Raw genomic sequence first — 24,223 nt, forward strand, 5'->3', positions numbered from 1 at the left:
CGGGGCTTGACGCCCTGTCCGACGTTTCAAACTCTAGCCGATCCCCGCCTCGAAAGGCGAATCCAGCCGCAATCCGATAAAACGCACATGCCACATAAGCGCCGAGCCGCGAATCGGAAATGCCGACGCGACCCAGCCCGAACCTGGGAAGTGGTGTTTCAGGGGATTGGCCGCCCCGGGACCGTCCGCGCAGACGCGTGTCCGGTGCTCCCAGCCGAGCGACTGGGAGACAGTACTCCCACTTCGCCCTCGAAAACAAATGCCTCGGGACGGGCGCCCTGCCGCGCACGTCACCGCTGCGCGGTACCCGCCCGCCTCGCACCTCACACCCCGGCCACCAACACCGCCTGCGGCGCTTCGGCCGCTGCTACACCCGCGCCTCCCTCTCCTCCCTGAGCACCGCGCAAGCACGGTTCCGCACCGAGCGGCGAGGTGTGGAAGCCCGGCGACACCACCGGCACGCCCTCCACGCTGGACTCCCCTGCCCCCGGCCGCCATCGCCGGCGGCACCTCGCCGGCCCCGGCCGGGCGTGTTTCGGCAGTGTTTCTTCGGCGGTGGCACGGGAAGATAATTCACGCTCATGACAAACTTCGGACGGAGAGGCCACCTGTGTTTCGATCCCGTTCCCTCAAGGCCCGCTTACTGGGCATAGCCGCCGCGGTCGGCCTCGCGGTCGGCGTGAGCCTGCAAGCCGTCCCGCAGGCCACCGCCGCCCCCCGCGTCGCCGCCTCGTCGCTGACCCAGATCACGAACTTCGGCACCAATCCGACCGGCCTGCTCATGCACCTCTACGTGCCGGCCAAGGTCAAGGCCAACCCCCCGATCCTCCTGGCCATGCACGGGTGTCAGGGGACGGGGCCCTACATGTACTCGAGCACCGACTTCGCGTCGCTGGCCGACCAGTACGGCTTCCTGGTCATCTACCCCTCGACGAACCCCAGCGGAAGTTGCTGGGACGTCTCGTCCGACCAGGCGTTGACCCGCAACGGCGGCAGTGACCCGGTCGGGCTGATGTCGATGATCACCTACACGGAGCAGCACTACGGCGGCAACGCCAACGCCGTGTACGTGACCGGCGAGTCGTCGGGCGGGATGATGACGAACGTGATGCTCGCCGACTACCCCGACGTGTTCAAGGCGGGCGCGGCGTTCATGGGAGTGCCCTACCACTGCTTCTACACCGGCTCCACGCGCGGCTGGAACTCGGCCTGCGCGCAGGGCCGGATCTCGATGACCCCGCAGCAGTGGGGCGGCCTGGTCCGCAACACGGGCGATCCCGGCTACAACGGTCCGCGTCCGCGCGTACAGCTGTGGCACGGTACGGCCGACACCACGTTGAGTTTCAACAACCTCGGTGAAGAGATCAAGCAGTGGACCGACGTCCTCGGCGTGAGCCAGACGCCGTCCGCCACGGACACCCCCGCGGCCAACTGGAACCGCACTCGGTACAACAACAGCGCCGGCACCACCCAGGTCGAGGCGTACAGCATCGCCGGAGCCGGGCACCAGCTGCCGGTGCAGGGCACCGCGATGGCCGCCTCCGCCGTCCACTTCATGGGCCTGGACGCGGGGCCCTCCGGCGGCGGCACGACCGGCGCGCTGCACGCGGTGGATGCAGGCAAGTGCCTGACCGATGCGAACAACACGACGGTGGGCACGCAACAGCAGATCTACGCCTGCAACGGCGGTGCGAACCAGACCTGGACCCGTACGTCGTCGAACCAGCTGACCGTGACCGTCGCCGGCACCACGCTCTGCCTGGACGCCAGCGCACACGGCACCAGCCCCGGCACCAAGGTGATCGTCTGGTCCTGCAACGGCCAGGCCAACCAGCAGTGGACGCTGAACCCGAACGGCACCATCACCGGCGCGCAGTCGGGGCTCTGCCTGGATGTGGCGGGCCTGGCCACGGCCGACGGCACGCCCGTCCAGCTGTGGACCTGCAGCGGCGGCAGGAACCAGCAGTGGACTCTGGGGTGACCCGACGGGTACACCTGTCGCGGTGACCGCGGTTCCCTCGGCGGCGGTCGGAGTGACCACACCCCTACCCCGCCGAGGGAACGCCGACCCGACGGCGTCGACCGGGAAGTCGTCCGGGCGGCACCGACCGGACGGCTTCCCGGTGCCGACGACCGCGCCCCCACCGCGACCGGGGGCTGACTACTCTGGCCGGCCGGCCCGGTGGCCGGCGATCAGGTCGCGGTACCAGGTGTACGACGCCTTCGGCGTCCGTGTCTGCGTCGCGAAGTCGACGTGGACGAGCCCGAAGCGCTGGTGGTAGCCCTCGGCCCATTCGTAGTTGTCGAGGAGGGACCAGGTGTAGTAGCCGCGGATGTCGACTCCTTCCGCCACGGCGGCGGCGAGGGCGTCGAGGTGGGCGGACATGAAGTCGATGCGGGGTTGGTCGGGGTCGGCGGACTCGTCGACGGAGCAGCCGTTCTCGGTGATGGTGACGGGTGGGAGCGCTGCGCCGTACAACTCTTTCAAGCCGACGAGGAGTTGGCGGATTCCGTCGGGGACGACGGGCCAGCCGAAGGCGGTGCGGGGGACGTCCGGGATGTCGACGAGGTCGAAGGGCAGGCCGGGGTCGGTGGGGGCGGCGACGCGGGTGGGGTTGTAGTAGTTGACGCCGAGGCCGTCGAGGCCGGGGGCGTGGATGAGGTCGGTGTCGCCGGGGTGGACGGCGCCGTAGATGTCGTCGGGCACGCCGAGGGCGGAGAGGTCGGGGTAGCGGCCGAACAGGACGGGGTCGGTGAACATCCGGTTGTGGAGAACGTCGTAGGCCTCGGCGGCAGCCACGTCGGCGGGGTCGGAGGAGGCCGGCTGCACGGGGGTGAGGTTGTTGGAGAGCATCACCTCCAGGCCGCGCTCGTGGAGGACCGACGCCGCCAGGCCGTGACCGAGGAGCTGGTGGTGGGCGGCGGGCAGCGCCTCGAACATCAGGGCGCGGCCGGGGGCGTGGACGCCCATCGCGTAGCCGAACACCGTGTGCACGAAGGGCTCGTTGAGGGTGATCCAGGCGGGAACACGGTCGCCCAGGCGGTCGGCCACCACGGCAGCGTACTCGGCGAAGCGGTACGCGGTGTCGCGGTCGAGCCAGCCCCCGTCGTCCTCCAGGGCCTGCGGAAGGTCCCAGTGGAAGAGGGTGGGCAGTGGGGTGATGCCCACCTCCAGCAGCGCGTCGACGAGGCGGTCGTAGAAGGCGAGGCCGGCGGGGTTCAGCGGGCCGCTGCCGCCGGGCTGGATCCGGGGCCAGGCGATGGAGAAGCGGTAGCCGTCCAGCCCGAGGCCTTTCATCAGGGAGATGTCCTCGGGGTACCGGTGGTAGTGGTCGCAGGCCACCGCACCGGTGTGACCGTCCCGTACGGCGCCCGGGCGGGCGGCGAAGGTGTCCCAGACGGAGGGCCCGCGCCCGTCCTCCCCCACCGCCCCCTCGATCTGGTACGCGGCGGTGGCGACACCCCAGCGGAATCCCGCCGGCAGGTCGTAGCGATCAGGCATGTCAGCCTCCTGCTAGAACATGAGGATTGCTCATGTTACCGACGCTGCGCCGGAACGCCAGATCCCTTCGCCCCAGTCAGTCCTCTTCAGCCACAGCCTTGTTCTGACACCACCACGGCCGTCGCACTCGAAATGCTGCGCCGCGGCGCCGACGTCCGTTGTCGCGAACGGGATGTGACCGGCCGTCATAAAAACGTTCGCGTCGGCCGGCCGCTGCACGGCACGTGCCTCATCCACGGTGCCGGGCGCTCGGCCGACGGCGCATCCGGACCAGGACCCAGCGGCCGACGGCCAGCAGCGCCACCGCCACCACCCCCTTCGACACCCACCCCCCGCACTCCTCCACCAGCTGCCAGTTGTCGCCCAGCCAGTATCCCAACAGCACGAACACCGTGTTCCAGACGAGGCTTCCGGCAGCAGTCATGGCGGTGAAGGCCGGCAGTGGCATGCGCTGGATCCCGGCCGGCACGGAGATGATGCTGCGCACCACCGGCACCATCCGGGCGATGAACACGGCCTTGCGGCCGTGCCGTTCGAACCACGCATCGGCCCGGTCGATCTCGTGCGCGCTCATGAACGGGATGCGGGCAGCGAGTGCGCGGGTCCTGTCGCGACCCAGGAGGGCGCCCGCGGCGTACACGATCCAGGACCCGACGACGGAGCCCACGGTGGTCCAGACGATGACGGCCGGCAGACCCAACTTGCCTTGCCCGGCGGCGAATCCGGCGACCGGGAGGATGATCTCGCTGGGAATGAACGGCAGAACGGTGTCGACCAGGTTGGTCAGGCCGGCGCCGGGGGCCCCGAGGGTGGCCATGACATCGACGGCCCATCCGGCGATGCCGCCCATGGGCTCGGCGGAGGTGGGGTGCGGCGCGGAAGCCAAGGTTGCGATCATGCCGTTCACGCTAGGAGGACGACACGGCCGCCACCATGCGGTCAACCGCCCGATCCCGATGCGGTTTTCCGTAACCACCGGCGCACGGAAGGCTCCTGGCACCGGCGCCGTTGGCGATCTTGCTCGGGTTGCGCGGCCGCACTAGGCTCGGGCTTCGTGAAAGGAGATCCAGGAGGCGAAGCCACCCGCCGCCCGACGGGGTCTCCCGGTGATCGGGGCCACCCGGCGGACGGGGCCGTCACGCAGGCCCCCTCCTGGCCGCGCCGCAGCCTGGGCGTGCTGATCGGATGTCTGACCGCCCTGTTCGGCGCGCTGCACTTCCTTGCCGTCGGCATCGTCCTCGGCCCCTTCCTCCTCTGGCCGCGCAGCCGCCCGGGGGCCCTGGACGTCCTGATGGCCGGGGCCCGCCGGCTCACGGGCCTGGAGCGGAACCGGCGCTCCGTCTTCTTCGGCGACCGCTTCCCCGAGCACTACAAGGCGTCCGACCAGAAGCTCCTGCGCTACCTGGCGGTCCGCTGCTACACGGGGCTGCTCTGCGCCGTCGTCATCGGACTGCTGGGCTTCGGCGGCGTGTTGGCCGGGCTGACGGCCAACGGGGCGATCCGGGGGACGCTCGGCTGGGGCCAGTTCCTCACCCAGGTGCTGCTGGGCGGTGTCCTGCTCTTCCTCGACCTGCAGGGCCTGTACTCGCTGGCGGCCCTGGACACCCGGATCGCCCGCGAGTGCTTCGGCCCCTCCGAGCGGGAGCTGCTCCGGCACAGGGTCGACGAACTCTCCACCAGCCGGGCCGCGGTGGTCCAGGCCGTGGACGCCGAGCGACGGCGCATCGAACGCGATCTGCACGACGGCGTCCAGCAGCGCCTGGTGGCGCTGGGCATGCTGCTGGGCAGGGCCCGCCGCGGCCGCACCCCCGAGCAGGCGAGCGCGCTGCTGCTCCAGGCCCACCAGGAGTCCCAGGCAGTGCTGACCGAACTGCGCGAGGTGACCTGGCGGGTCTACCCCTCGGCGCTTGACAGCCTCGGTCTCCAGGAGGCGCTGGGCGGGGTGGCCGAACGGTGCAGCATCCCGCTGCGGACGCGGTTCGAGGTCGGCGCGGCGCTGCCCAAGCCCGTCGAGACGGCCGCCTACTTCGTGGTGTCCGAGTCCGTGACCAACGCCGCCAAGCATTCCTCGGCCTCGGCCGTCTCGGTGCGGGTGACGCTCGACGGCACACTGCTCACCGTCCGGGTCGAGGACGACGGCGCGGGCGGCGCGGACCCGGCCGGCAGCGGCCTGACCGGGCTGCGCAGCCGGGTGGCCGCACTCGACGGCGTCCTGCACGTCGACAGCCCCCTCGGGGGACCGACCACCATCACCGCGGAGATCCCATGCGCGTAATCCTCGCCGAGGACTCGACCCTGCTGCGGGAGGGCCTGGTCCGGCTGCTCGCCGAGGAGGGGCACGAGGTCGTGGCGGCCCTCGGTGATGCGGTGACACTCCGCCAGGAGGTCGAGGCGCGGAAGCCGGACGTCGTCGTCGTCGACATCCGGATGCCCCCGACCCACACCGACGAGGGGCTGCGGGTCGCCGTGGAGATCCGCGAGCGCCGGCCGGAGGTGGGCGTGCTGGTGCTCTCGCAGCACGTCGAGCGCCACTACGCGGCCAAGCTGCTGGCGTCCAACGCGGAGCGGGTCGGCTACCTGCTCAAAGACCGGGTGGCCCAGGTCGAGGAGTTCCTCGACGCACTGGAGCGCATCCACGCGGGCGGGGCGGCGATCGACCCGGAGGTCGTCCGGCGGCTGGTCATCCGCACCACGCACGGAGACCCGCTGGGCCGGCTCACCCCGCGCGAGCGCACCGTGCTGGAGGCCCTGGCCCAGGGGCACACCAACTCGGCCATCGCGCAGAAACTGCACATCTCCCTGAGTTCGGTGGAGAAGAACCTGAACGCCGTCTTCGACAAGCTGGAACTGAGCCACACCACCGGCTACAGCCGGCGGATCCTGGCGGTCCTGCGGTACCTGGAATCCTGAGAAGCGCCGACCAGATCGGCTTCGCCCAGCCCCCGGGCCTCCCATCAACCCTCCGATCAGCCCCCCGCCAGCCCTCCGATCAGCCTCCGATCCCGACAGCGGCGAAGGGCGCGGGACTCAGTCCGAGCGGGCCCCCGAACGGGGAGTTCAAGGCGTAGATGAAGACGACCATGAAGGCGATGAGACTGGTGAAACCCATTGCCAGAACCAGATGGGTGCGGGTGCGCTCGATTCCGAAGAGGAACATCAGGCCCAGGGTGAGCGCGCCGCCGGCGAGCAGGCCGAACCACATCACGCCCGACATGCCCCGCCCTCCGTCCGCCTCGCGTCCATGGCGCGCCTGATAGGCGACGGAGATCTGCCCGAACGCCAACTGATCCACCTGCTGTTGCGCGTTGGTGGTGGGTTCGAAGGACGTCCACGCGTTCTGCACGTCATGCAGAAGCGTCCAGCCGCGCGCGCCCAACGGCTTGCGCTGCTCCATCAGCGGCCACTCCTCGGTCCGGACGTAGGTCGCATAGTTTTCCGCCGCCGAGCGCACCCGCTGAGCCGCGTCGGGCGGGAGTCCGTCGGCCAGCAGGTACGTCTGGTGCAGTGCCCCTGCCTCGGTGCTGATGTTGGTACCGGCGTCGTCCTTGACCTCCCACACCGAGATCAACGCGACACCCAGCACCAGGGCGTACAACACGCCGACCATCATCGTCAGGTACTCGGCGGTGTCGTCGCGCGCCTCATCCGCCGGCGCCGTCCGCCTGGACTTCCGGGCGTTGAGCAAGGCGGCGCCCCCGGCGACGACGACGAATCCGGCGACGATGCCGATCACTCCGATCACGTGTGCCATGGTGCCCCTGAACTTGGGTCGGATCGGCGGCGCGCCTTACGGCGACGCCGCGCGATGGCTGCGGCGGCGGTCGCGGGAACGAACAGGAGCAGGAAGAACAGGACGAGGAAGCTGCGCGGCAACGGAGTCGTGCCGTGGCCGAAGCGGCCGGAGTGCAGGAGAGGTGACGTGACGTGGCCTCCCCCGGCCCCAGGTCCGGAGCGGGAGGGTGTCGCGGACGGGGTACCGGACGCACTCGGCGAGGTCTGCACCGGCTTGCGCCCTCCGCCCGGCACCGCAGTAGCGGAAGCCCCGGTCCCGGCCCCTTTCCCCCCGCCCGAGGGCACCCCTGCCCCGGGGCGCCCGGGTCCGGCAGCCCCGGGTCCGGCAGCCCCGGGTCCGGCAGCCCCGGGTCCGGCAGCTCCAGGGGCGGGAGCCCCAGGGGCGGGAGCCCCAGGCACGGCAGCGCCAGGTACGGCGGCCCCAGGTGCCGGAACTCCGGCTGCGGGCACCACAGGTACGGCGGCCCCGGGTCCGGGAGCCCCGGCGGCGGGAGTCCCAGGTGCGGGAGCCCCAGGTGCGGGAGCCCCGGCTAGGGCAGCCCCCGGGACGGGAGTCCCAGGCACGGCAGCGCCAGGTACGGCGGCCCCAGGTGCCGGAACTCCGGCAGCGGGCACCCCAGGTACGGCGGCCCCGGGTCCGGGCGCCCCGGCTGCGAGAGCCCCAGGCGCAGGAGCCCCGGCGGCGGGAGCCCCGCCCGCAGGTACCCTCGCTCCGCCCGCAGGAGCACCGGGAGCAGCACCACCCGGCACGGCACCACCCGGAGCAGGAGCACCGGGCACAGCACCACCCGGAGCAGCACCACGCGGAGCGGGAACACCGGGCACAGCACCACCCGGAGCAGCACCACCCGGAGCGGGAACACCGGGCACGGCACCACCCGGAGCGGGAACACCCGGCACAACACCACCCGGAGCAGGAACACCCGGAGCAGGAACACCCGGCACAACCCCGCCACTAGCAGGAGCACCGGGCACAACCCCGGCAGGAGTAGGAACACCCGGAGCAGGGACACCAGGCAGAGCCCCACCCGGAGCCGCACCCCCCGGAGCGGGACCACCAGGCACAACCCCGCCAGGAGCAGGAACCCCCGGGGGAGCCTCGGGTGCGGGGGCCCCGGCTCCGCAGGTGGGTGGGCCGGGTGGTCCCGGAGCCGTCACCTTCGTTCCCGTCGCCGCGGCTTCCGGAGTGGGCGCTCCGGTGCCGCGCGCTCCCGCTCCAGAGGGGGGTGTCGGGCCGGCGCCCACTCCGGTGTAGCCGGAGTGCGTCGTACGGGTGAGGGTGCGGTGGCTGGGGGTGGTCACCCCCCGGGCGGTGACCAGGCCTTCGTGTTCGCCGGGCAGCGCGCGCAGGGTCGTCGTGCAGACGATGGTGGTAGCGGGACGGAGTCGGGGGTCGTCTCCGGTCCCGCGGCCCGGGCAGCGTGGTTCGGCCCCGGGAGCGAGGGTGTCGGTGATCTGCAGGTCGGCCAGCGGGGTTTCACCGTCGTTGCGGAGTTGGTAGCTCACCCGCACTTCGTCGCCGGTCTTCACCCCGGGGGTGCCTGGGTGGCCGTCGACGGTCACCGACAGCACCAACTCGCCGGTCCCCGGTTCGCCGTCGGGGAGGCCGGCGGCCGAGTTGGCCAGCGGTAGGTCGGCGACCGAGCCGACCAGCACCAGGCCGGCGACAGTCGCGCAGAGGGACAGTTTCCAGCCAGGCATATGATCTAGTTATGTCCAGGGGGCGAGCTGTGCCCTTCCGACACGCGTTCTGCGGGGCATCGACCCTCGCCGATCACACCACAGGGGTAACCGGCAGCGGGTTCGCCGGTTCGTCACGCCCGAGCCGGCCTCCGCTTCCTCGTCGCGGCCGGAGTCAGGTGCGGTGGTCGGTCGCGGTCCGTTCGGCGGCGCGGGGAAGGCCTGGTCATCTGGGCTCACGCCTCTCCAGCAGGCCCCGGTCGAGGGCCACGACCACCGCATGCGTGCGGTCCCTGACGTCGAGCTTGGCGAAGACCCGCAGCAGATGGGTCTTCACCGTCGCCTCGGTGATGACCAGCCGCCGGCCGATCTCCACGTTGGACAGCCCGTCGGCGACCGCGCTCAGCACCTCCACCTCCCGGGCGGTCAGGGCCACCGGAGCGGGCCGCCGCATGCGGGCGACCAGCCGCTCCGCGACCCTCGGGGCGAGGACGGTCTCGCCCCGGGCCGCGGATCGGATGGCGTCGACGAGCTGGTCCCGCGTGGTGTCCTTGAGCAGGTAGCCGATCGCGCCGGCCTCGACCGCGCGCTCGATCTCGGCATCGGTGTCGTACGTGGTCAGGATCAGTACCCGGGTTCCCGGGTGGCGGGCGACGATCTCGGCGGTGGCGCTCGCCCCGTCGAGGACCGGCATCCGCAGGTCGACCAGTGCCACGTCCGGTTTCAGGCGCTCGACGAGTTCGACGGCCGCGCGGCCGTCGTCGCCTTCGCCGACGATGTCGATGGTGGGCTCCGAGGCCAGCAGGGCGACGACCCCGGCGCGCCGCGGCCGCAGCGGCAGCCGGGTCCAGCGGCCCGGACCTGGCGTGGACGATGATCTGCTCGGTCGGCCGCTGCTGCATGCCGCCCGCGCTCGCGATGGCCTCGGCCCGCCCCGCCTCACCGACCCGGTAGTCCTCCGTGGTCGCTTCATGGGAGCCGGCCGCGATGCCGGCCCCGAGGCACAGAACGACGAACGCGAACCAGCCGGCGATCGCGCGCCAGGCGTGCCGGGCGCTCCAACGGGCTATCCGCACAGGGAGTTGACTCATACCCGAGATCCTGCTCGGCCGGGGGCGGAGCCCGACACGTCCGGCCGGTCGAACCTCGGGTCCACCGGTCGGTGGACGGCAGCGGGTGGGTGCGCCGCGGACAGGCGGCGACGGGACGGGCCCTGAAGGCCCCTCACCCCTCCGGCTGGGCGCTCCGGTCGGCGGTGAGGCGCTCCCGCCACTCGGCCACCGCGACGGGGGACATCGCCGCGAGGCGGGCGATCGCCTCGTCGCCCCGCCCGTCGGTCCAGCTGATGACTCGGGTCAGGACGGTGTTCCGGACCAGCCGGACCTCCTTGAGCACCTCCTCCAGGCGCTTCAGCTCCTCGCCGGTGGCGGCGAGCGTGTCGTCGACCGCCGCCCTTTCCGCGGCCCGCTGCTGCCACAGGTAGGCCGTCAGGCCGGTGAGGGCCACGCCGTCGTCGGCCGCAGCGCCGCGGAACGTCTCGGCGAGGTGGTCCAGCACGCAGTCGGTGGCGTCGGCGAGGCTCGCGCCCACGACCTTCGCGCTCTCCCAGGTGCGCCGCCCGGCGTCGCTGGTCTGCAGCCAGCGCCCGGCTTCGACCGGGGTGAGGTCGCCGCAGGCGGCCGCGCGGTAGGCGTACAGGGCCGCACGGTGGCCGTAGAAGGTGTAGCCCTCCTCGATCCGGACGCCCGCCGGAGCGCACATCCGCCCCGGGACGCCGCCGTACCCGGAATCGGGTTCCCAGGCGGCGTAGGCGTCCAACTCGGCGTCGGTGGCCGTCGCCCAGGCCGGATCGCACAGTTCCGGGTTCCGGGCGAGGAAGTCCGCCACTTCGACCCACCGTCCGGGCACCGGGCGCGTGCGGGGTTCGGACCAGGACACCGTTCCCGTCGCGTCGAGCGTGTAGCGGCAGGCCTGTTCGAGATCGGTCCAGGCCGTTGCGGCCTCGGCGGACCACTCCGGATCCCCGGCCGGGCCGACGCGGTGCAGCGAGCCGATGACCCGCTGGAGCAGCGGCAGGATCCGCAGCGCCAGTGCGTAGAGCTCCTCCGCGGTGAAGAAGCGCCAGGTGTCGGCGCCCTGCTCGTCGGTGGTGCGGTGGGTCAGCGGGTGGGCGAACACGGCCGGGGACGGCAGGGCGCCGTCGCCGGCGTCGGCCCGGCGGTGCCCGGGAAGCCGGGGGACCGCGTTCCCGTCCTGCGTCCGCCAGTCGGTGTCCCCGAACCAGATCGCCCCGGTGCCCAGGTCGACGGCCAGCCACTGCTGGTAGCGGTTGCCCGGCCCGAACCGCTCCTGGCGGTGCTCGGCCTGCCGGTCGTGCCACACGTACTCCTGCGGCGGCGGGCTGAGTTGGACGGCGACGAAGCCTTCCTGAGGGGTGTACCCGACGACGACGTGTGCAGTCGGCCTGGTGTGCTCGGTCCCGGACATGCGGCTCCCTCCGTGCCGGACCGTGGCGGATCCGCCACTGTGCGGCACCGAGCCTGCCCTGCACGAGCTGTTCGATCAAATCCGGTCACTCGCGGACTTGGCGCCCCGGGAAAGTCCGCACACGTGCGGACCCGGCGGGGTCGGCGGACCGGTGGAAACGGAGCAGCGACGGCCCCGACGGTGAACGGAGCGTTAACCCCAGGTTGACGCCACGTCATCCCGCGTCGCATGATCGGTTCGTGGGCCTGCGGGGCAACGGGACGGGCCGCTCGATCCCGCCGCCCGGCCCCGGCCTCCGGCCGTCCACCTGCCACCGTGCGCACCGCGCGGCGCCGGAACCCGGCGGCCGGGTCGGCCCCCGGTCCGCCGAACTCCCTGCGGGGACGGGTCAGTCGGCGACGGTCAGGACCAGCTTGCCGCGGGTGCGACCGGCCTCGCCGCGGGCGTGGGCCGCGCCGGCCTGCTCCAGCGGGAAGGTCTCCTCCACCTCGACGGCCACCTCGCCGGCGTCGATCAGGCCGGCGATCGCCGTCAGCGCGGCGCCGTCCGGCTCGACCAGGAACGGGGTGGCCCGCACCCCGGCCGCCTCCGCGGCCCGCGCCAGCTCCGGGGAGACGCCGGCCGGGACGGCGACCAGCAGTCCGCCCGGCCGCAACACCTTCAGCGAGCGGGTGCTGGTGCTGTCGTGGGCGTCGCCCACCAGGTCGATGACGACGTCGACGTCCTTGGCGGCGTCCTCGAAGCGGGTGGTGGTGTAGTCGATGCTCTCGTTCGCTCCGAGTTCCGCGAGCCAGGGGTGGCGGGCGGCGCTGGCGGTGGCGATCACGTGGGCGCCCAGGTGCCGGGCGAACTGGACCGCGAAGTGGCCCACCCCGCCGGCGGCAGCGGTGACCAGGACCCGCTGGCCGGCCCGCACCCCGGCGGTGTCGACCAGGGCCTGCCAGGCGGTCAGCGCGGCCAGCGGCACGGCGGCGGCGTGCACGTGGTCGAGGGTGACCGGCTTGCGTGCCCACTGGCGGGCCGGCGCGGTCACGAACTCCGAGTAGGCGTTCGCGGCGCGGGGAAACCACGGCATCCCGTAGACCTCGTCGCCGGCCTTCAGGGTGGTCACCCCGAAGCCGACCTCCTCCACCACGCCGGACACGTCCCACCCCAGGGTGAACGGCGGCTCGCCCAGCACGCCCGCCATGCCGGCGCCACCGCGGGTCTTCCAGTCCACCGGATTGATCCCCGCCGCGTGCACCCGCACCAGCACCTCGGTCGGCAGCGGCACCGGACGCGCCACCTGCCGGACCCGCAGTGCCTCCGGGCCGCCGAAACCGTCCTGGACCACCGCACGCATCATGTCTGCGGACATGCGTCATCTCCTGAAACGAGCACTCTGCGGAAGGCCGCTGCGGGCCCTCCCTCGACGTCGACGACGCTATCCCCGGAGGTATGGTTACCTTCAAGGTCCAGTACTTCCCTTTGGGAAGTGACCTGGTGAGGAGTGTGAACATGACGACCACCTGCCCCAGCGGCCAGCACGCGCACCACGACGTCTACGCCGCCCAGTGCCCCTGCCGCGCCCTGCTCGACCTGCTCGCCGACAAGTGGTCCGCACTCGCCATCGGCGCCCTCGAGGACGGCCCCCGACGATTCGGGGAGCTCCAGCGCAAGCTCCAGGGCATCAGCCCCAAGGTCCTCACCCGGACGCTCCGCCGCCTGGAGGACTTCGGCATCCTCGACCGCACGGTCTACCCGGCCGTCCCGCTGCACGTCGAGTACTCCCTGACCCCGCTCGGCCAGAGCGCCGCCGTCCCGCTCAACGCTCTCCGCGCGTGGGTCGAGGACAACATCGACAGCGCCTACCGGCCCGAACCGGTCGCGTCGTAGCGGGCCCACGGCACACCTCGGCGGCCGACAGCGGCCGACAGCGGCCAGCCGATCGGAACGGCTGCGAACCGGGCCGGGCCGGGCGAGGCGGGTTCAGTCCGGCGGCTCGGGGTGGAGCGGCTGGGGGCCGGCCGGCCCGGGGGTGACCGGTCCGGGGTCGGCAGGCGCGGGGGTGGCCGGCGCGGGGGCGGCCGGCTCGGGCGGTGGTACCGGCACGCCGGGCGGCGCCGGAGGGTCGGGCACCACCCGAGGACCGGGCGGGCTCGGCGCCGCCGGGGGCTCCGGATGGGCGGAGGCCGCGGGCCACGGAAGGCCGGGCCGGGCGGGGGTGGTCGTCATGACGGGCTCCTGTCGGTTGCGGACGTGCTCGCACGCGCCCGGACGTGCGCTCGCTCGTACTCGGGCGTGCGCTCACACGCGCTCGGACGTGCTCGGGCGGGTCAGGAGGCCAGGAGCTCCTCCAGACCGCCGCCCCAGTCGATCCGGGTGTGCTCGGATCCGGCCGGCACGAGTTCGGCGGTGGCGTTGACGAACCGGTCGACCTCCTCCGCGGGGGCCGCCAGCAGGGCCACGCCCTCCTGGCCGGCGAGCGCGATGAGCAGCCGGGTGTCGCCGTACGGTGCGACGTGGACGTCGCCCTCGCCCACGGGCGTGTGCAGGCCGGCCGTGAGCAGGTCGCGTGAGATCGTCCACACCGTGTCGGCCTGGCAGTCGCTGAAGTCCAGGTCTATCGCGTAGGGGTCGGAGGGCCGGTAGGACCACGCGACGTCCAGGTCCCGGCTGCGTTCGTCGCCGGTCATCAGCCGCATGGCGATCCGGGTGGTGAGACGTTCCATCGAGCGGGTTCCCCTTCCCGGGAGGTTCGTCGTTCGTCGTTCACGGTTGCAGACGGACGAACTGTCCGCCTGTGGCAGAAGCGGGTTGACTGTCCGTCAACTCCCGGTCTGGCCGCTCTAGGCGTACTGCTCCACGTGGTGCTTGAAGTCGTTCAGGTCGTCGATGACACGGCGGTCCACGAAGCCGAGGGCCTCGGCCAGGTGCTCCCAGATCCCGTGCGTTTCGATGTCCAGCTGGAGCATCACGCGGGTGGTCCGGTCGTCCACGTGGTGGAAGGTCACCACGCCGGAGTGCCGCACCGGGCCGTCCCCGCCGTCCCAGGCCACCCGCTCGCCCGCCACCACCTCGGTGGTCACCGCCTCGAACTCGCGCCGCGCGCCCGCGACCTGAACCACCCAGGCGCTGTTGCCCGAGCCGTCCACGTCGACGCTGACCACGCCGCGCATGTACTGCGGGAACTCCTCGCACCGGACCCAGCTCTCGTACACCGTCTCGACGGGGGCCTGTACCTCTATCGACTCCTCGATCCTTCCCACCGTCTCCTCCTCTCCTCCCGCTCCCGCCGCACCCGGCGGGAGCCTCTGGGTGCCCGCGTGCCCCGATCCCCGGCCGGTATGCACCCGCCCTCCCACGGAACCCGCGCCCGCCCGCACCGCCCGCCCCGCCCGTCCGCCGCGCACACCCCTGCCCCGCCCACCACCCCCCGCAGTCACCGGGGACGGCAGGTGTGAGAGAGTCGGCGGCCCGAACGCGAGGAGGAGCCGATGCACGGGAACGGGCCCGGGAGCACGGGCGGCCCCGGCGGCGCCGGCCGGGTCCTGGTGGTGGACGACGACGCGGCGATCCGCCGCACCCTGGAGCGCGGCCTGCGCCTGAGCGGCTTCGCCGTCGCCCTGGCCGAGGACGGCGAGACGGCGCTCGCCCGCCTGCTGCCGGCCGCCCCGGACGCCGCGCCGCCGCCGACCGCACCGGACGTCCTGGTGCTCGACGTCTCGATGCCCGGCCTCAGCGGCGCCGAGGTCTGCCGGGCCCTGCGCGCCCGGGGCGACGACCTCCCGGTCCTGATGCTCTCGGCACTGGACGAGCCCGCCGACCGGGTGGCCGGCCTGCAGGCCGGGGCGGACGACTACCTGGTGAAGCCGTTCGCCCTGGAGGAGTTGGTGCTCCGGCTGCGCGCCCTGCTGCGCCGCCGACCGCCGCAGCCCGCCGACCGCGTCCTGGCCGGCCCGCTGTCCATCGACCCGGCCACCCGGCAGGCCCACCTCGACGGCCGGGAACTGCGCCTCACCCGGAGGGAGTTCGAACTGCTCACCCAGCTCGCCCGGAACGCGGGCATCGTGCTCTCCCGCGAGCTGCTGCTGGAGCGCGTCTGGGGGTACGACTTCGAGGTGCGCAGCGACGCCGTGGACACCTTCGTCAGCTACCTGCGGCGCAAGCTGGAGGCCGACGGCCGGCCCCGGCTGATCCACACCGTCCGGGGTGTCGGCTTCGTCCTGCGGCTGCCCGGCGGGAACGGGTAGCGGCCGCCGTGAGGCTCTCCACCAGGATCGCCCTGTGGGCCGCCGCCGTGGTGCCGCTGCTGGTGGCGCTGGCCGGGCTGCTCCTGCTGCCCCTCGTCGGCCGTGACCTGCGCCACCAGCAGGACGTCCGGCTCGGAGACCGGGCGGCCGCCGTCCTGCCGAGCGTGCGCGCCCTGGTCGCCGCCGACACCCGGGGCCGGTCCAAGGCCGAACAGAACCAGCAGCGCAAGGTGCTGGACGCCGCCCTGGACTCGGGCGTACGCGTCACCGCCCAGGACGGCAGCGTCCTGCTGTCGGTCGGCCCGCAGCCTGCCGACGACCGGGTGTTCCCCACCGTGCCGGGCGGCCCCGCGACCGTCCGCGACCGGGGCGCGGCCTGGCGGGTGCTGACCGTCCACGTCGCCGGCACCGGGGCCGACGGCGGCAGCGGCACACTCTGGGTCAGCGAGCCCGGCGGCCTGGCCGGCGACCAGACGGCGGCGGTGCGTCGGCGGGTCCTGCTGGTGGCGGTGATCGCCGCGCCGCTCTCCGCCCTGATCGGCTTCGCCCTCGCCGAGCGCGCCACCGCGCCGCTGCGCCGGCTCAGCCGCCGGGCGGCGGAACTCGATCCGGCGGCCCCGCCGCTGCCCGGCACCGAGAGCCCCACCCCGTTCACGGCGGAACGCAGCGGAACCGCCGAAGTGGACGAACTGGCCTCCGCCCTCGCCCTGTTGCTCTCCCGCTACGACGAGCAGGCGCTGCGCACCGCCCAAGCCCTCGACACCGCACGCTCGTTCTCCGCCGCCGCCTCGCACGAACTGCGGACCCCGCTGATGAGCCTGCGCACCAACCTGGACGTCCTGGCCGTCCACCAGGACCTCCCGGCCGGCGAACGGGCCGAGATCGTGGCCGAGTTGCGCGACGACCACGCCCGGCTCCTGGACCTGCTCACCGCGCTCGGCACACTCGCGCGCGGCGACCTCGTCGAGGTCGACTCGTTCGGCCCGGTGGATCTCGCCGAACTCGCCGACGCGGCCGCCGCCGAGACCCGGCGCCGCCACCCCGACGTCGAGATCGTCATGGAACTCCCTTCGGAACTCCGGGTGTTCGGCTGGGAGCCCGGGCTACGGATCATGCTGGTCAATCTCCTGGTCAACGCCGCCGTGCACGGGTGCGACGGATCGGAGCCGGCCCGGCTGACCGTCCGGCTGGCCCCGGCCGGAGCAGTCGCGCTGCTCACCGTCGACGACGCCGGGCCCGGCGTCCCGCCGGCCGAGCGCGAGGCCGTCTTCCACCGCTTCCACCGCCGTCGCGACAGCCCGGGCTCGGGGCTCGGGCTCACCCTGGTCGCCCAGCAGGCCGCACTGCACCGGGGCACCGCGCGGATCACCGAACCGCCGGACGGCACCGGGTGCCGGGTCGAGGTCCGTCTGCCGCTCCCGGCGGCGGACGCCGACGCGACCACGACCGTACGGCTGCCGGCGCGGCGGGACTGGATCGCGGGCGAGGAACGCTGAGCGGGGCGGCTCCCGAGCGGAGCACCGCTGCTCCCGCCCCCGTTCCACAGGGAATCCACAAGAAGCCGTCCTACGCTCCCGGCGACCGGACCGCATCGGCCCGACCGCACCGGTCTGACCGCATCGGTTTGGCCGAACCGGCCTGACCGAACCGGCCTGACCGCGTCGGCCTGACCGAACCGGCCCGGCACCCGAGACCGTCCACGGCAGAAAGGGACGCCCGTGTCCGCCACCCGTACGCCCGCCACCTCCGCGCAGTCCGCCACGTCCGCGCGGTCCGCCAGGTCCGTCGGCCGCAGGGCCGCCGCCCTCGGCGCCCTCGCCCTCGCCGGCTCGCTGCTCGCCGCCGTCCCCGCCCAGGCCGACGGCGCTCCGAACGGCTCCCCGTCCGCCGCCCCGGCGGCCTCGTCCACCGCGTCCGCGCCGACGGGCGACGGCGCGAAGGGGATCTGCAAGCGGCTGCCGAAGACCGAGCAGCGCGTCAGCAAGGCGCTCACCCGCCTGGGCGGCGACGCCACCGTGGCCGGGTCGGTCGCCCGCCTGCAGCAGCGGGCGGCCGATGCCAAGGCCGCCGGCCACACCGAGATCGAGACGCTCCTCAACGACCGCCTCACCGCCCGGAAGAACCTGGTCACCACCCTGCAGACCCGGCAGAACGACCTCCGGTCCGTCGCCACCTGGTGCGACGCCCACGGCCAGGGCGCGTCCAAGTGATCCGCCGCCCGACCGTCGCCCGCACCGCGCTCGCCGCCCTCGCCCTCGCCGCGACCGCCCTCCTCACCGCCTGCGGCCCCGGCGGGCACCCGGCGTCGGGAACGGCCGACAGCAGCCAGGTCCAGGACATGCAGCACAAGGTCGACGCCGCCGAAAGCGCGGCGGCCCAAGCCGACGCCGACTCGGCGGCCGACGACGGCTGACGCCGACGCCCCCACCGCCCGCGACGCGGACAGCCCGGCCGACACCCCGGGCTGTCCGCGTCCCGAGGCCCGGCCGGGGGTCAGGCCGTTGCGGCCGGCTGTTCCGCGTCGCCGAAGCGGGCCAGGGTCAGCGCGCCGAGCACGGCGGCCGCGAAGCCGAGGACGGCGAGCGGGGTGAGGTCGTGCCGGGTGTGGTCGCCGAGGACGAGCACCCCGACCGCGGCCGGGCCCACCGTCTCCCCCAGCACCATCGCGGCGGTCGCGGACGTCACCGAGCCGTGCTGCATCGCCCAGGTCAGCGCGGCGAACCCGCCGAGGCCCGCCACCACGACCGCGTACGCCGACGGCTCGGCCGCCAGCGCCGGCAGCCGTGGCTCGGGCAGCACCCGCACCGCCACCCCGACGACCCCGAACTGCAGGCCCGCCACCAGCCCGAGCAGTGGGGCGCGGCGGCGGCCCCCGTACCGCACCACCGCCCACCCCGCGCCGAGCAGCGCCACCGCGACCAGCAGCACGCCCAGCCGCAGCGCGTCGCCGCCCGTCCCGTGGCCGTCCCGTCCCGCGGTGATCGCCAGCAGGCACAGCCCCGCGCACACCGCCACCACCCCCGCCCACTCGCTGCGCCGCAGCCGCACCCCCAGCACCCGGGCCGCCCCGACGGCCGTCACGGCGAGCGCGGAGGCCAACGCCGCCTCGACGACGTAGAGAGGCAGCCGTTCCAGGGCGACGAGTTCGGCGGCGAACCCGCACATGTCCATCCCCACCCCCGCCAGGAACGGCCACTGCCGCAAGGCGCCGGCCAGGGCGGCCGCCTCCCCGGCCCGGCCGCGCGCGGTCGCGGCACGGCGGGCGCCGACCGCCTGCAGCACGGTGGCCGAACCGGTGAGCAGCGCAGCCAGCAGGGCGGACAACAGGCCGATGATCATGCGCCGACGGTACGGCCCCGGTGCGGCGAGCCGCCGCCTGGCACGCCGCCGGCCCCCGTGCTCCGACCGGGCCCCCTCCACCGTCGCGGCGAACGGACTCGCCCTCGGGGGCCGTGCGCCGTCGGTCACGGCCGTCGGTGAGCGCCGTCGGTGAGCGCCCTCGGTCAGCGCCGTCGGTGAGCGCCGTCGGTCAGCGCTGAAGCGTCGCGAGCAGCAGGTTCGGGTCGGTGCGGGTGAAGTAGGCCGCGCTCGGCACGTAGACGGTCTCGCCGCGCACGGCCACCGAGGTCGGGTTGGACAGGCCGTCGGCGGCGGTGAGCACGGTGTGGTGGCTGCCGTCGGGCGCGACGTAGACGGCCTCGTTCGGCACGTCCAGCGCGGCGATCAGCGCGTCGCCGCGCCCGGTGAAGGCGAAGTCGTCGATGCCCGGGAGGCCGCTCGCGCGGACCTCGGCCGGCCCGGCGGTGCCGTCGTCCCGGATGGGGATGCGCAGCAGGTCGCCGGTGTCGGTGTTGCTCACCCAGACGGCGCCGTGGTGCACCTTGAGGCCGTTGGCGCCGAAGCCGGTGGTGGGCTTGAGCAGGGCGTCGTCGGACCAGGTGGTGGCGGCGCCGCCGTCCGTCGGGACGGCGTGGACCACGCCGAGCGCCGAGTCGGCGGTGTAGAGGCGGCCGTGGCGCTCGTCGAGGGCGAGTCCGTTCGGCAGGCCGGTCACGGGCAGGGCGGCGATCCGCTCGGGGGTGCCGCCGGGGCAGAGCCGCCAGATGCCGTGCAGGTCCGGAGTGCCGGTGGCGTAGCCGAAGTAGAGGGTGCCGTCGTGCGCGCGGGCGATGCCGGTGACGATCGCGGCGCCGATGAGCGGGGTGGCGGGGTTCACGGGGGCGGGCAGGGTGGCGAGGACGGTGAGCCGGCCTTCGGGGTCGACCCGGCCGATCTGCCGGGCGAAGGACAGGGTGAGGTCGGCGGAGCCGTCCGGTTCCAGGGCGATGTTCTCGGGCTGCCGGCCTTGGGACAGGTCGAAGTGGGCGACGATCCGCGGGTCGGACAGCGGTGGCGCGACGGCGACGGCCGGGGTCGCGGCCAGCAGGGCCAGGGCGGCGCACACCGTGGAGACGGCGGCGGTGGTGCGGGCGCCGGGCGGGCGGGGGGATCCGAGCAGGCGGGGCATGGTTCGCTCCTTGGTCGACAGGGCGGCGGGTGCCACCCGCCCGCCAGCAGAGCACTCCTGACGGCGCGCCACCGCCAGCCGGTCGCCGCGTCCGCCGGAACATCCCCCGGTCGGTCGCCCCGGCGGCGCGTCCGGTCCGCCGCCGCGGGCGGCATCGGCTCCGATTCGTGACGTGCCCCTGTCTAGTTCGTTCGCGTCCCGGTGTGGTGGGATGTCCGGGTCACGGGGTGATGACCGCTGGTGGGGGTGTGTGCGATGCGCAGTGGACGGTTGCTGGGGTTGGACGGGGACGCGGCGTGCCTGGTCGCTGTCGGGCTGGTCCGGTTGGGCGCCCAGGAGTGGCTGGGCACGGCGGGCACGGCGCCCGCCTGGGTGGGAGGCCTACGGGCGGCCTCGTTCGCGGACGCCTGGCTGGCGTTCGACGAAGCGGCGGCGCCCGGGCTGCGGGTGCCGGCGCCGGCCGTGCTGCGAGCGGTCGTCCGACGGGCCGCCGAGCTGGTCGTCCGGTCCCGGGCGGGGGACGAGCCGGCCGCCCTGGAGTGGTTGGGCCGCCGGTCGGCGGAGGCCCGCGAGCGGGCCGACTCGGACGGCGTCACGCACCCGGCCGAGCCCTGCGCGCTGACGCTGGTGTGGCACGGCGTCCAGGCCCTGGCCGCCGAAGCCGAAGCCCAAGCCGAAGCCGAGGCCCAAGCAAACGCCGACGCCGACGCCGCCGACCACGCCGACGCGGTGCCGGAGCACGACCGGCGCATCGACGAGCGCGGCGAGGCCTACGTCCGGGACCGGCATCGCCGCCAGGACACCCTCGCGCTGGTGCTGGGCTGCACCCGGATCGCCGCGGCCGCACTGGTGGAACTGAGCGAAGGCGATCCGCGGCGCGTCTCCGGATGGCTGGAGGCGGATGCGGCCCGTGCCATGCCGCGCGGCGGCGCGGCCCCGCTCTGGGTACCGGGACGGCCCTGGCAGCCGGCGGGGTGACGGCGCCGACGGGCTGGGGCATCGGCGGGTGGGGGGAATCGGCGGGCTGGGGGAATCAGCGGGGCGAGGACGCCCGGGATCGTCCCACCGCGTGCCGGGCCGGAACCCCGGCGGACGGGCGGACGGTTCAGACAGCGCCCAACAGCCGGGCGGCCTCGCTCAGGGTGGGGCCCAGCGGGAGGTCGAGGCGGAGCGCGGCGAGGTCGTCGGCGCGCGTGGGGCCCTGGTTGACGATGACGACCGGCAGGTCGGCGCGGGCGGCGCGCCGGACGAAGCGGAGGCCGGACAGGACCGCGAGCGAGGAGCCGAGGACCACCAACGCCTCTGCCGCGTCGACCAGTTCGCAGCAGCGCTCGACCCGGGCGGTGGGCACGTTCTCGCCGAAGAAGACCACGTCCGGCTTGAGCACGCCGCCGCAGGCCGTGCAGGGCGCGACCCGGAACCCCGCCACCAGCTCCGGTGACAGCTGCGCGTCGCCGTCCGGGCGCAGGACGGCTCCGGGGCGGCGGAAGCCCCGGTTCAACTCGTCCAGGCGAAGGTCGAGTTCGGCCCTGGAGCTGGTGCGCCGGCAGTCGAGGCAGACCACCCGGTCGAGCCCCCCGTGCAGTTCCACGGCCTCCCGGGTGCCGGCCGCGCGGTGGAGGCCGTCGACGTTCTGGGTGATCACGGCCGTGACGTGCCCCGAGCGGCGCAGCCGTTCCACCGCGTGGTGGCCGGTGTTGGGCCGGGCCCGCGCGAACACCGGCCACCCGGTGTGGCTGCGGGCCCAGTAGCGGCGGCGGGCGCTCTCGCTGCCGGTGAACTCCTGGTAGGTCATCGGTGTGCCGGTGCGGCGGCGGCCGGTGGCGCCCCGGTAGTCGGGAATGCCGGACTCGGTGGACAGACCCGCACCGCTGAGCACCACCGCGCCGCCTCGGTGCAGCAGCCGCACCAGGGCCGCCAGGCCTTCCGGGCCCGCCGGTCCCCCCGGACCCTCCGGACGTGCCGGAGCGGCCGGAGCGGCCAGACTCTCCGGCGCTTGTGCGGCGGCGGTTTCGGGCGCGTCCATACCGCGAGGGTAACGCTCGGCCGCGGCCGGCGAGGGCGCACAGGGGCCGGGCCTCAGGAAGACCCGGCGGCGAACCGAACGATCCGCGCCAGGGACGGCTCCCACCCCTGCGTGGTGTCCACGACCAGGCGGGGGACGTCGAGCGCGATCGGCACCCACGCCTCGATCGGGCGCTCCCCCGCCTCGATGCGGCGCATCAGGTCGGCGTCGGCGTGGACGGCGCGCGAGGGCACGTCGGCGGCCCGCCGGGCGATCCGCAGGCGCGCGAGTTCGGGGTCGACGGCGCAGCGCACGACGCGCAGGTCGGCCGACTCGGCGAGCGGTTCCAGGCCCGGCCGCCACAGACGGTCCTGGAAGGCCGCCTCCGCCACCACGCTCCGCCCGGCCGTGAGGAGGTCACCGATGGTGCGGAAGAACTCGTGCAGCGTCCTCAGGTCCGGGTTTCCGGCCCGACCGGCGTCGGCGGCGACCATCCGTTCCTTGATCTCATCGCGGCAGACGGCGGGCCAGCCCAGCGCGTCGGCGAGGGCGAGCGCCAGCGTGGTCTTGCCCGCCCCGGGCGGGCCGCTCACAGCGACCAGTGTCGGACGTCGCCCCATGCCCCCGCCTCGCGATCGACCCGGATTCCCTTTGGCGCCCGCTCCGCCGGCGCGGCGGGCGGCGCCACCCCGGCAGCCCGGGCGTCCGACGCCGGGCGGGGGCTGCTGTGGCTCAGGTGACCGGCGCGGGAGCGGGCCCGGGGCCGGGCAGCGGCCCGGGCTGCGGATGCGGGTCCGGCCCCGGCGGGGGCGCCGGCTGCGGATCCGGGCCGGGCGGGGGCGGTCCGGGCGGCACCGGGTCCGGACCGCCGGGAGCGGGGATCGGCCCGGGCAGCGGTCCGGGCTGCGGTCCCGGCCCCGGCCCCGGCGCAGGCGTGGGGCTCGGCGGTACCGGGTCGTTCGGCGGCGTTCCCATGCGTGGCTCTCCTGTCTCCCGTTCCCGGGCGTGCGTCCTCCCGGGGCCCGACGGCGCCCGGGTCGTCACGCCTGCCCGGCCTCCGCCCGCGTACACGGCCTCTTCGCCGATTTCACCGCCCCCGTCGCTCTGCTGGGTGCCGAGGCCGGACGCGAACCCCCCGGGCGCGCCCGGCCCCGGGCCGTACCCCGCCGCTCCCGGAGCGCCGCCCGACGTGGTTTCCGCGAAACCCCCAGGGGTTCTCAGCCCCAGCCGGGTACCGGCGGGAGCGGCCATACCGGCGGGGTCGGCAGCGGGTGGTCGGGATCGGCTGCCGGGGCGGGGCCGCGACCGGCGAGCCAGGCGAGCAGGACGTGTCCGGGGGCGGTGACGGCAGGGCCGGTCGGCCCGAGCGGCCAGGCGCGCCCGAGGTCGGTGGCGGCCAAGCGGGCCACCGGGAAGCCTCGCGCGGCCAGCGTGGCGGCGGTCGCGTCGAGCGCCCAGGCGACGTAGTCGGCGGGCCAGTCGGCCGTGCCGTGGCCGAGGTTCAGGTCGACGTGGTGGGTTTCGAGTTCGCGCCGGGCACGGTGGAGGGTGAACCAGGCGGGGTGCCGCCACCCCGCGAGGGCCGTCACCGGCGTGGGCCAGCGTTCGGCGGGCATGCTGGCCGCCTCGTCGAGGAACCGGTCGAGGCTGCACCGGAGGTCGTCCACCAGTTCGGCCGCCCCGCGCCCGGCCCCCTCCCGCAGCGCCCGGTCCAATGCGGCCGCGTCCGCCCGAGGGCCGGGCTCGGCGCCCGTCCGGGCCGACGTCAGCAGCCAGCGGTACGCGTCCGCGCTGCGGGCGACATGGGTGACGACCTGGGCGCGGTTCCAACCGGGCAGCGCGGACGCGCCGCGGGCCTGCGGGTCACCCAGGCCGTCGAGCGTGGCGACGAAGCGGCGGGCGGAGTCTCGGACATCGGCGAGCAGGGCGGCGAGTCGGGCCCCGCCGGGGTCGGCGGTGAGGGTCACGGGCCCGTACTCTACGGCCCGGCCGGCCACTTCGGGCACCGGTTCGACCGA

The 24,223-nt window shown here is 74.3% G+C and carries 23 protein-coding genes; 9 read left to right on the top strand and 14 right to left on the bottom strand.

Annotation, left to right across the window (positions count from 1 at the left end; all coding sequences use genetic code 11):
- The first annotated feature begins 610 nt into the window (after positions 1–610).
- Entirely contained in the window at positions 611–1,981 is a 1,371-nt protein-coding gene (locus IF30_RS0118710) for a PHB depolymerase family esterase (RefSeq protein ID WP_030239452.1), read from the top strand.
- Positions 1,982–2,161: 180 nt separating this feature from the next.
- On the opposite strand, the gene IF30_RS0118715 is transcribed toward IF30_RS0118710, so the two are convergent.
- Both IF30_RS0118715 and IF30_RS0118720 read right to left on the bottom strand, forming a co-directional pair.
- Positions 2,162–3,502 (bottom strand): GH1 family beta-glucosidase, encoded by a 1,341-nt coding sequence (locus IF30_RS0118715; RefSeq protein ID WP_030239455.1) that lies wholly within the window; start codon positions 3,500–3,502, stop codon positions 2,162–2,164.
- A gap of 229 nt (positions 3,503–3,731) precedes the next feature.
- Entirely contained in the window at positions 3,732–4,400 is a 669-nt protein-coding gene (locus IF30_RS0118720; protein WP_030239457.1) for a DedA family protein, read from the bottom strand.
- 276 nt (positions 4,401–4,676) lie between these two features.
- On the opposite strand from IF30_RS0118720, the gene IF30_RS0118725 reads away from it, so the two are divergent.
- Positions 4,677–5,777: a sensor histidine kinase gene (locus IF30_RS0118725; RefSeq protein ID WP_324605642.1), complete on the top strand. Its 1,101-nt coding sequence runs from the start codon at positions 4,677–4,679 to the stop codon at positions 5,775–5,777.
- Positions 5,768–6,412 (top strand): response regulator, encoded by a 645-nt coding sequence (locus IF30_RS0118730; RefSeq protein WP_030239463.1) that lies wholly within the window; start codon positions 5,768–5,770, stop codon positions 6,410–6,412. The genes IF30_RS0118725 and IF30_RS0118730 overlap by 10 nt, the downstream gene beginning before the upstream one ends.
- A gap of 79 nt (positions 6,413–6,491) precedes the next feature.
- Here the strand turns inward: IF30_RS0118730 and IF30_RS0118735 are convergent, their stop codons facing one another.
- The 5 genes from IF30_RS0118735 to IF30_RS0118755 all read right to left on the bottom strand — a co-directional run bounded on the left by IF30_RS0118735 (position 6,492) and on the right by IF30_RS0118755 (position 12,818).
- Positions 6,492–7,244 (bottom strand): DUF4239 domain-containing protein, encoded by a 753-nt coding sequence (locus tag IF30_RS0118735; protein ID WP_158835237.1) that lies wholly within the window; start codon positions 7,242–7,244, stop codon positions 6,492–6,494.
- A 580-nt stretch (positions 7,245–7,824) separates the two neighbouring features.
- Positions 7,825–8,262 carry a hypothetical protein gene (locus IF30_RS50250; protein ID WP_158835240.1) on the bottom strand — a complete coding sequence of 146 codons (438 nt, stop codon included), beginning with the start codon at positions 8,260–8,262 and terminating at the stop codon, positions 7,825–7,827.
- Between the two features lie 938 nt (positions 8,263–9,200).
- Entirely contained in the window at positions 9,201–9,815 is a 615-nt protein-coding gene (locus tag IF30_RS0118745; protein ID WP_037900477.1) for a response regulator, read from the bottom strand.
- Between the two features lie 383 nt (positions 9,816–10,198).
- Complete coding sequence (locus IF30_RS0118750) at positions 10,199–11,461, bottom strand: hypothetical protein (protein ID WP_030239475.1); 1,263 nt, start codon at positions 11,459–11,461, stop codon at positions 10,199–10,201.
- A gap of 388 nt (positions 11,462–11,849) precedes the next feature.
- Positions 11,850–12,818 (bottom strand): NADP-dependent oxidoreductase, encoded by a 969-nt coding sequence (locus IF30_RS0118755; protein ID WP_030239477.1) that lies wholly within the window; start codon positions 12,816–12,818, stop codon positions 11,850–11,852.
- A gap of 140 nt (positions 12,819–12,958) precedes the next feature.
- Between IF30_RS0118755 and IF30_RS0118760 the strand changes: the two genes are divergently transcribed.
- A complete protein-coding gene (locus IF30_RS0118760; RefSeq protein WP_030239480.1) occupies positions 12,959–13,336 on the top strand; it encodes a winged helix-turn-helix transcriptional regulator in 378 nt (125 codons plus the stop codon).
- A gap of 440 nt (positions 13,337–13,776) precedes the next feature.
- Here IF30_RS0118760 and IF30_RS0118770 read toward each other — a convergent pair whose 3' ends face one another.
- Both IF30_RS0118770 and IF30_RS47940 read right to left on the bottom strand, forming a co-directional pair.
- Positions 13,777–14,172, bottom strand: coding sequence for an SsgA family sporulation/cell division regulator (locus IF30_RS0118770; RefSeq protein ID WP_051710585.1), 396 nt, complete (start codon positions 14,170–14,172; stop codon positions 13,777–13,779).
- 117 nt (positions 14,173–14,289) lie between these two features.
- Positions 14,290–14,709 (bottom strand): SRPBCC family protein, encoded by a 420-nt coding sequence (locus tag IF30_RS47940; protein ID WP_030239486.1) that lies wholly within the window; start codon positions 14,707–14,709, stop codon positions 14,290–14,292.
- A gap of 228 nt (positions 14,710–14,937) precedes the next feature.
- On the opposite strand from IF30_RS47940, the gene IF30_RS0118780 reads away from it, so the two are divergent.
- From IF30_RS0118780 to IF30_RS0118795, 4 genes are all read left to right on the top strand, one after another.
- On the top strand, positions 14,938–15,693 hold the full coding sequence (locus tag IF30_RS0118780) for a response regulator transcription factor (protein ID WP_051710587.1): 756 nt from the start codon (positions 14,938–14,940) through the stop codon (positions 15,691–15,693).
- 8 nt (positions 15,694–15,701) lie between these two features.
- The gene (locus IF30_RS0118785) at positions 15,702–17,189 is read left to right on the top strand and encodes a sensor histidine kinase (protein ID WP_030239491.1); all 1,488 of its coding nucleotides are present in this window, start codon (positions 15,702–15,704) and stop codon (positions 17,187–17,189) included.
- Between the two features lie 222 nt (positions 17,190–17,411).
- Complete coding sequence (locus IF30_RS0118790) at positions 17,412–17,903, top strand: hypothetical protein (protein WP_267884549.1); 492 nt, start codon at positions 17,412–17,414, stop codon at positions 17,901–17,903.
- Positions 17,900–18,106: a hypothetical protein gene (locus IF30_RS0118795; protein WP_030239496.1), complete on the top strand. Its 207-nt coding sequence runs from the start codon at positions 17,900–17,902 to the stop codon at positions 18,104–18,106. Before IF30_RS0118790 ends, IF30_RS0118795 begins: the two co-directional genes overlap by 4 nt.
- A gap of 80 nt (positions 18,107–18,186) precedes the next feature.
- On the opposite strand, the gene IF30_RS0118800 is transcribed toward IF30_RS0118795, so the two are convergent.
- Positions 18,187–19,032: a hypothetical protein gene (locus IF30_RS0118800; RefSeq protein ID WP_030239498.1), complete on the bottom strand. Its 846-nt coding sequence runs from the start codon at positions 19,030–19,032 to the stop codon at positions 18,187–18,189.
- A 190-nt stretch (positions 19,033–19,222) separates the two neighbouring features.
- Positions 19,223–20,200 carry a hypothetical protein gene (locus tag IF30_RS0118805; protein WP_030239503.1) on the bottom strand — a complete coding sequence of 326 codons (978 nt, stop codon included), beginning with the start codon at positions 20,198–20,200 and terminating at the stop codon, positions 19,223–19,225.
- 255 nt (positions 20,201–20,455) lie between these two features.
- On the opposite strand from IF30_RS0118805, the gene IF30_RS0118810 reads away from it, so the two are divergent.
- Positions 20,456–21,178 carry a hypothetical protein gene (locus IF30_RS0118810; RefSeq protein ID WP_158835243.1) on the top strand — a complete coding sequence of 241 codons (723 nt, stop codon included), beginning with the start codon at positions 20,456–20,458 and terminating at the stop codon, positions 21,176–21,178.
- 127 nt (positions 21,179–21,305) lie between these two features.
- On the opposite strand, the gene IF30_RS0118815 is transcribed toward IF30_RS0118810, so the two are convergent.
- The 3 genes from IF30_RS0118815 to IF30_RS0118825 form a co-directional block, all read right to left on the bottom strand.
- A complete protein-coding gene (locus tag IF30_RS0118815; protein ID WP_199807888.1) occupies positions 21,306–22,226 on the bottom strand; it encodes an NAD-dependent protein deacetylase in 921 nt (306 codons plus the stop codon).
- Positions 22,227–22,279: 53 nt separating this feature from the next.
- A complete protein-coding gene (locus tag IF30_RS0118820) occupies positions 22,280–22,825 on the bottom strand; it encodes an AAA family ATPase (protein ID WP_030239510.1) in 546 nt (181 codons plus the stop codon).
- Between the two features lie 597 nt (positions 22,826–23,422).
- Positions 23,423–24,172 carry a maleylpyruvate isomerase family mycothiol-dependent enzyme gene (locus tag IF30_RS0118825; protein WP_030239513.1) on the bottom strand — a complete coding sequence of 250 codons (750 nt, stop codon included), beginning with the start codon at positions 24,170–24,172 and terminating at the stop codon, positions 23,423–23,425.
- Positions 24,173–24,223: the final 51 nt, after the last annotated feature.

The sequence above is a fragment of the Streptomyces sp. NRRL S-350 genome, from assembly GCF_000719705.1.
Taxonomy (GTDB): domain Bacteria; phylum Actinomycetota; class Actinomycetes; order Streptomycetales; family Streptomycetaceae; genus Kitasatospora.